General features: G+C 70.1%; 4 protein-coding genes. 3 read left to right on the top strand and 1 reads right to left on the bottom strand.

All coding sequences use genetic code 11. From position 1 onward, the window contains the following. The first annotated feature begins 48 nt into the window (after positions 1–48). The 3 genes from ureG to H7U32_RS09155 all read left to right on the top strand — a co-directional run bounded on the left by ureG (position 49) and on the right by H7U32_RS09155 (position 3,821). Positions 49–657, top strand: coding sequence for an urease accessory protein UreG (gene ureG, locus H7U32_RS09165; protein ID WP_204469767.1), 609 nt, complete (start codon positions 49–51; stop codon positions 655–657). 21 nt (positions 658–678) lie between these two features. Then, on the top strand, positions 679–1,572 hold the full coding sequence (locus H7U32_RS09160) for an urease accessory protein UreD (protein ID WP_204469766.1): 894 nt from the start codon (positions 679–681) through the stop codon (positions 1,570–1,572). A gap of 137 nt (positions 1,573–1,709) precedes the next feature. After that, complete coding sequence (locus H7U32_RS09155; protein ID WP_239457661.1) at positions 1,710–3,821, top strand: alpha-galactosidase; 2,112 nt, start codon at positions 1,710–1,712, stop codon at positions 3,819–3,821. Positions 3,822–3,887: 66 nt separating this feature from the next. Here the strand turns inward: H7U32_RS09155 and H7U32_RS09150 are convergent, their stop codons facing one another. Continuing rightward, positions 3,888–4,700 carry a substrate-binding domain-containing protein gene (locus tag H7U32_RS09150; protein ID WP_275051239.1) on the bottom strand — a complete coding sequence of 271 codons (813 nt, stop codon included), beginning with the start codon at positions 4,698–4,700 and terminating at the stop codon, positions 3,888–3,890. Positions 4,701–5,153: the final 453 nt, after the last annotated feature.

The raw sequence follows: 5,153 nt of genomic DNA, 5'->3' as shown, positions 1-5,153 counted from the left end.
GTCCCATCCGTCCCATCCCACCCACGAACCGCAACGAAAGGACCCCACATGAGCTACGTGCGCATCGGCGTCGCCGGACCGGTCGGCTCCGGCAAAACCGCCCTCATCGAACGCCTGACCCGCAAGATGGCCGACGACTACTCGATCTGCGTCGTCACCAACGACATCTACACCAAGGAGGACGCCGAGTTCCTCATCGCCCACTCGCGCCTGCCCGCCGACCGCATCGTCGGCGTGGAGACCGGCGGCTGCCCCCACACCGCCATCCGCGAGGACTGCTCGATGAACCTGGAGGCCTGCGACGCGATGGCCGCCGCCCACCCGGACGTCGACATCATCTTCGTCGAATCCGGCGGCGACAACCTCTCCGCCACCTTCAGCCCCGACCTGGCCGACGCGACGATCTACGTCATCGCCACCGACGAGGGCGACAAGATCCCGCGCAAGGGCGGCCCGGGCGTCACCCGCTCCGACCTGCTCGTCATCAACAAAACCGACATCGCCGACCTGGTCCACGCCGACCTCACCGTCATGGCGCGCGACAGCGAGCGCATGCGCGGCGGCCGTCCCTACCTGTTCACCGACCTCATGAACGACAAGGGCGTCGACGACGTCATCGACTGGATCAGGCACTCCGTCCTCTTCGAGGAGGAGTGATCGCCCGGCGAAAGGACCCCCATGCACAGCGAACTGCGCCTGTCCACCGCGTTCCGCCACGGCGGCACGCGGGTGGACGACCGGTACTGCACCGCGCCGTTCAAGATCATGCACCCCTTCGCCCGCGGCGCGCACACGGACATCATGGTCTCCTTCGTCGGCCCCGGGTTCCTCAAGGGCGACGAGGCGCGGATGGACTGCGCCTTCGGCCCCGGCACGGACACGACCGTCCGCTCGCAGTCCTATGAGAAGGTGCTGGACACGGCCGACGGCATGGCCTCGCGCACCATCGACCTGACCGCGCGGGGCGACGCCCGCGCCGTGTTCCTGCCGTTCCCCGTCATCCCGTTCCGGGGCAGCGCGTTCCGCAACGCCGTCACCGCGCGCATCGGCCCGCGCACCGCGTTCGCCTACGCCGACGTGGTCACCAACGGCCGCTCCGGCATGGGCGAGCAGTGGCTGATGCGCCGCTACGACAGCCGCGTGCGCGTGATCGTCGACGACGCACTGGACGGCGCGGAGCCGGACGCGCCGGCCGGGGCGCCCCGCCGGCCAGCGCGCCTGGCCTTCGCCGAACGGATGCTGCTCGACCCGGCACGCCTGCGCCACACCGGTATGTCGATGTGGCGCGACCACACGCACTGCGGCATGCTGTACCTCCACTTGCCCGAGCCGGATGCGCCGGCCGGTCCCGCCGCGCCGGCCGACGCCGCCGCCCGCCAGGCCGTCCGCCAGGCCCGCGACGACGAGCTCGTCGCTCGGATTCGCGCCTTGGCCGAGGACCGTCGATTCCCCGGCGAATTCGGGGCGAGCCGCGCCCGGGACGGCGTCGTGGTGCGTGTCCTCGCCCATCGCGGCGACGACGCCTTCGACTTCCTCCAGGCGGCCGCCTCCCTGGCCGTCCGCCCGGCATAGCCGCGCCGCTCGCGAAAAATTTCCGTATGACCGCGACCGTCTCCGCCGCCCGGGCCCACGCCGATAGGCTGGGCCCCAGCAGATGTGCCGGTGCGGCGGATGCCACCCGCACAGCAGTTTCGACCATGGAGATGATGATGTCCCAGACATTCACTTGGCAAGCCGGGCCCGCCACCCTCACCTTCGACTGCGCGGACGACCAGCCGGTCGGCCTCGCCGAGCTCCGGCTGGGCGCCGCCGCCGCGGCCTTCCCGTTCCGCACGCCGATCGCCGAGGTCATGACCACCGGCACCGGGCATGTGCTGTCGTGCAACAAGCTCACCCACACGGTGATCGGCTCCGAGCTGCGCTACCGCGGGCATGAAACCGCCGACCAGGGCACCCGCCACGAGCTGCGCGTCGCCCTGGCGGACGACGCCCGCGGCGTCGAGGCGGTGGTGCGCTACGAGGTCGACGACGCCGCGGCCATGGTCCGCACGGACGTCACCGTCACCAACGCCGGCGACGCCCCGCTGCAGCTGGATTCCGTGACCAGCTGGACTTCGACGCTGGGCGTGCCGCAGGGCGGGGACCAGACCCCCGACCTGACCGCGTGGGACCTTATGGAAGGCCGCTCCGACTGGCCGGCCGAGGGCCGCTGGGCACGCCGCCCGCTCAACTATCTGCTGCCGCCGATCGCGCAGCAGATCACCAAGGTGGACCCGCGCCAGGGCTACCAGGTCATCTCCTCGGGCACCTGGTCCACCGGCATGAACCTGCCGCTGGCCGTGCTCGAATCCCAGGCCTTCGGTCTGGCGTGGCTGTTCCAGATCGAGCACAACGGCGCCTGGCGCTGGGATGTGCAGGACGACACCGCGGACGCGGCCGTCGCCCTGTCCGGCCCGACCAGCGAGAACCACGGCTGGTGCCGCATCCTGGAGTCCGGCGAATCGTTCACCACCGTGCCCGCGTCGTTCACGCTCGCCACGGACCTGGGCGCCGCCGTGCGCAACCTGACCGACTACCGCCGCGCCGTGCGCGCGCCCCATCCGGACCACGCGGCCGTGCGCACCGTGTTCAACGACTACATGAACACCATCTACGGCGACCCGACCACCGCCAAGGAGCTGCCGCTCATCGAGGCGGCCGGCAAGGTGGGCGTGGAGATCTTCGTCATCGACTGCGGCTGGTACGACGATTCCGGCGACTGGTGGCCGTCCGTGGGCGAGTGGATGCCGTCGAAGACGCGCTTCCCCGGCGAGAAAGGCATCGTCGAGGTCATCGACGCGATCAAGGCCGCGGGCATGGTGCCGGGCATCTGGATCGAGCCGGAGGTCATCGGCGTCAAGTCGCCGATGGCGGACAAGCTGCCGGACTCCGCGTTCTTCCAGCGCCACGGCGAACGCGTGGTGGAGCAGGAGCGTTACATCCTCGATCTGCGTGACCCGGCCGCCCGCGCCCACCTCGACTCCGTGGTGGACCGCCTGGTCACCGAGTACGGCATCGGCTACTTCAAGTTCGACTACAACGTCTCGCCCGGCGCCGGCACCGACCTCGACGCTGACGCCCCCGGCGACGGCCTGCTCGGCCACAACCGCGCGTATTCGGCGTGGATCGAGGACCTGCACCGCCGCTACCCGGAGCTCATTCTGGAGAACTGTTCCTCCGGTGGCATGCGCGAGGACTTCGCGCAGACGGGCCGCTTCGAGGTGCAGTCCACCTCCGACCAGCAGGACTGGAAGCTGTACCCGGCCATCGCGGCCGCGGCGCCGATGATGATGTTGCCCGAGCAGGCGGCGAACTGGGCGTACCCGCAGAGCGGCATGACGCCCGAGGAGACCGCGTTCAACATCAACACCACGTTCCTGGGCCGCTTCTTCCTCTCCGGCTACCTCAACCGCATGGACCCCGACCAGCTGGCCTTGGTCCAGGACGGCGTGGCCTCCTATAAGGCGCATGTGCAGCCGGTGATCGGCTCGGCCATGCCGTTCTGGCCGCTGGGCATGCCTGGCTGGTTCGACGATGTGCTGGCGCTGGGCCTGGACGCCTGCGACCGCACCTTGGTCACCGTGTGGGCGCGCGAGGCCAAGGGCGGTGAGGTCCGCCTGAACCTGCGCCGCTGGCAGGGTCGCGCCGGCGAGGTGACGACAGTATACCCGGGGGAAGGCTTCGAGGCTTGGCCGGTGCGCTGGGATGCCGCCGCCGGCGAGCTCGTGGCGACGGTGCCGGGCGGCCTGTACGCCGCCCGCACCTTCGAGGTCCGGTTCTGACCTTGCGTTCCAAGTGATCGAATGACGGCGGTGGCCGGCGGATCCGTCCGCCGGCCACCGCGTTGTTCACCGCCGCGCGACCGTGGACCGGCGCACGACCAGCGAACAGCCGATGGTCAGGGTGCCGTGATGCGGGTTGCCCCGGATGATGTCGAGCAGCAGCCGCGCCGAGCGCCGGCCGATCTCCTGCAGATTGTTGTCGAAGGACGTGATCGGCACCGGTCCCTCGGTGGCGGTGACGGCCCAGTTGTCGTGCCCGAGCACCGCGATGTCGCCCGGCACGTCGAGCCCGCAGCTCAGGATCGTGTCGATGGCGCCACGGGCCAGCATGTCGTTGAGGCAGTAAATGGCGTTGACCTGCACGCCGCTTTCGAGGATGAGCCCGGCCGCGGTGCGTCCCCAGGACTCATGCCAGTTGCCGTAGCGGGTGGGCACGGCGAAGCGCAGCCCGGCCGCCTGCATGGTCCGGTTGGCGCCCAGGATGCGGTCCTTGGTGGCCTGGTAGTGCTCCGGGCCGGAGATGACGGCGATGCTGCGCCGCCCATGGTCCAGCAGATGGTTGATGGCCGCCTCCCCGGCGGCGACGTTGTCGCAGGTGACCGAGCAGTCCTTCGGATCGTTGGAGGGGGCGTAGGTGTAGACGATGGGGATGTCGCGCGCGGTGCCGGGGTGGACGGGCGGACGGGCGTCGGTCTCGCCGCCGAGCACCAGCAGTCCGTCCACGCCGCGGGCCGCCAACTGGTCGATATGCGCGCGCTCCAGCTTCGGGTCGCCGCGCGAGTTGGTCAGCAGCACCGCGTGGCTGGCCGCCCCCAGCGTGTTCTCGGCGCCGACCAGCGCCGGTGTGGCGAACCGGCCGTTGAGGTCGGCGGAGACCAGGCTGAGGTAACTCCGCTCGTTGGGGCGCCGAGGCCTCGGTTCTGCGTTCGTTGGGTCCTCCAGAGGGGTGTATCTCGGTTCGTTGGGGCGGATTCGGGCCGTTGCGGAGGTCTATCTCGGTTCGTTGGGTCCTCCCCGGCGTGGTATCCCACCTGGGAAAGTCCACGGAACGGCGGAATTCCAAGGACCGGGTTCCGGGGTGCCTGTGGCCGGAGGACCCAATGAACGCGGATGGACCTCCGCAGGAAGCAAAATCCGCCCCAACGAACGGAGATACCCCGGCCGTGGCGCCCCAATGGGCCGAGATGCCGCGGTGAACTGCATCTCGTTTCTTGGATTGGGGAGTAGGTGGTTCGTGGGATGGGAGGTTTCCTGTGTCTGGTGGGTTGCGGGCGGGGTATGGCCGCGGGGTGCGGGAGCGCGCCGCGGACTTGTTCGCCCAGGGGCGTGGGT

It is taken from the genome of Bifidobacterium pullorum subsp. saeculare, assembly GCF_016899725.1.
GTDB lineage: Bacteria > Actinomycetota > Actinomycetes > Actinomycetales > Bifidobacteriaceae > Bifidobacterium > Bifidobacterium pullorum_C.
The sequence above is the reverse complement of the archived record's forward strand: the minus strand, read 5'-3'. Positions and strand labels throughout refer to the sequence as shown.

Excerpts from the sequence above, each read along its gene's own strand:
- ureG (WP_204469767.1), top strand. The coding sequence starts at position 49 with ATGAGCTACGTGCGCATCGGCGTCGCCGGACCGGTCGGCTCCGGCAAA.
- H7U32_RS09160 (WP_204469766.1), top strand. The coding sequence starts at position 679 with ATGCACAGCGAACTGCGCCTGTCCACCGCGTTCCGCCACGGCGGCACG.
- H7U32_RS09155 (WP_239457661.1), top strand. The coding sequence starts at position 1,710 with ATGTCCCAGACATTCACTTGGCAAGCCGGGCCCGCCACCCTCACCTTC.